The organism is Flavobacterium salmonis (assembly GCF_903819435.1).
Taxonomy (GTDB): Bacteria; Bacteroidota; Bacteroidia; order Flavobacteriales; family Flavobacteriaceae; genus Flavobacterium; species Flavobacterium chungangense.
This window is the reverse complement of sequence record NZ_CAIJDP010000061.1, coordinates 1-609: the sequence shown is the minus strand read 5'-3', so window position 1 is coordinate 609 and position 609 is coordinate 1. Positions and strand designations below refer to the sequence as shown.

The window sequence follows — 609 nt, the reverse complement described above, 5'->3', positions numbered from 1 at the left end:
AAAATTAAGTAAAACAGAGTCTCGTAGCTCAGCTGGTTAGAGTACTACACTGATAATGTAGGGGTCGGCAGTTCGAGTCTGCCCGGGACTACTTTTTAAGACAAGAATTTAAAGATTGAAAGATTTTAAAATTAAAATATTAAAAAGACTGTAAAAAAGCTTAAATAAAGGAAATTTTAGAGGTTGAGTAACCGTTTTAAGTACTGTTAACTGAAAACTGTTAACTGACAACTAAAAAAAGGGGGATTAGCTCAGCTGGCTAGAGCGCCTGCCTTGCACGCAGGAGGTCAACGGTTCGACTCCGTTATTCTCCACGATTTTAGTCTTAAAGTCTAAAGTCATAAAGTCTAAAGTGATTCACTTGATGACTTTCGACTTTTGACATTGGACTAAATAAAGTTCATTGACATATTGAGATAAGAAATAATAAAAAGTAGAAAGCGTTTTTTGTTATAGTAGAGATACAAATAACAAGAAACAAAAAAAAACGGTCATATTAATTTATGATTGGTACAATAAGCAAAATAAGGGCGTATGGGGGATGCCTAGGCTCTCAGAGGCGATGAAGGGCGTGATAAGCTGCGAAAAGCTACGGGGATCGGCACACAC

2 tRNA genes and 1 rRNA gene are annotated in these 609 nt (G+C 36.6%); all 3 read left to right on the top strand.

Annotated elements, in window-relative coordinates:
- Positions 1–17 precede the first annotated feature (17 nt).
- Positions 18–91 (top strand) — tRNA-Ile (locus FLACHUCJ7_RS07395).
- Between the two features lie 149 nt (positions 92–240).
- A tRNA-Ala gene (locus FLACHUCJ7_RS07390) sits at positions 241–314 on the top strand.
- Between the two features lie 200 nt (positions 315–514).
- A 23S ribosomal RNA gene (locus FLACHUCJ7_RS07385) occupies positions 515–609 on the top strand; the annotation flags it as partial.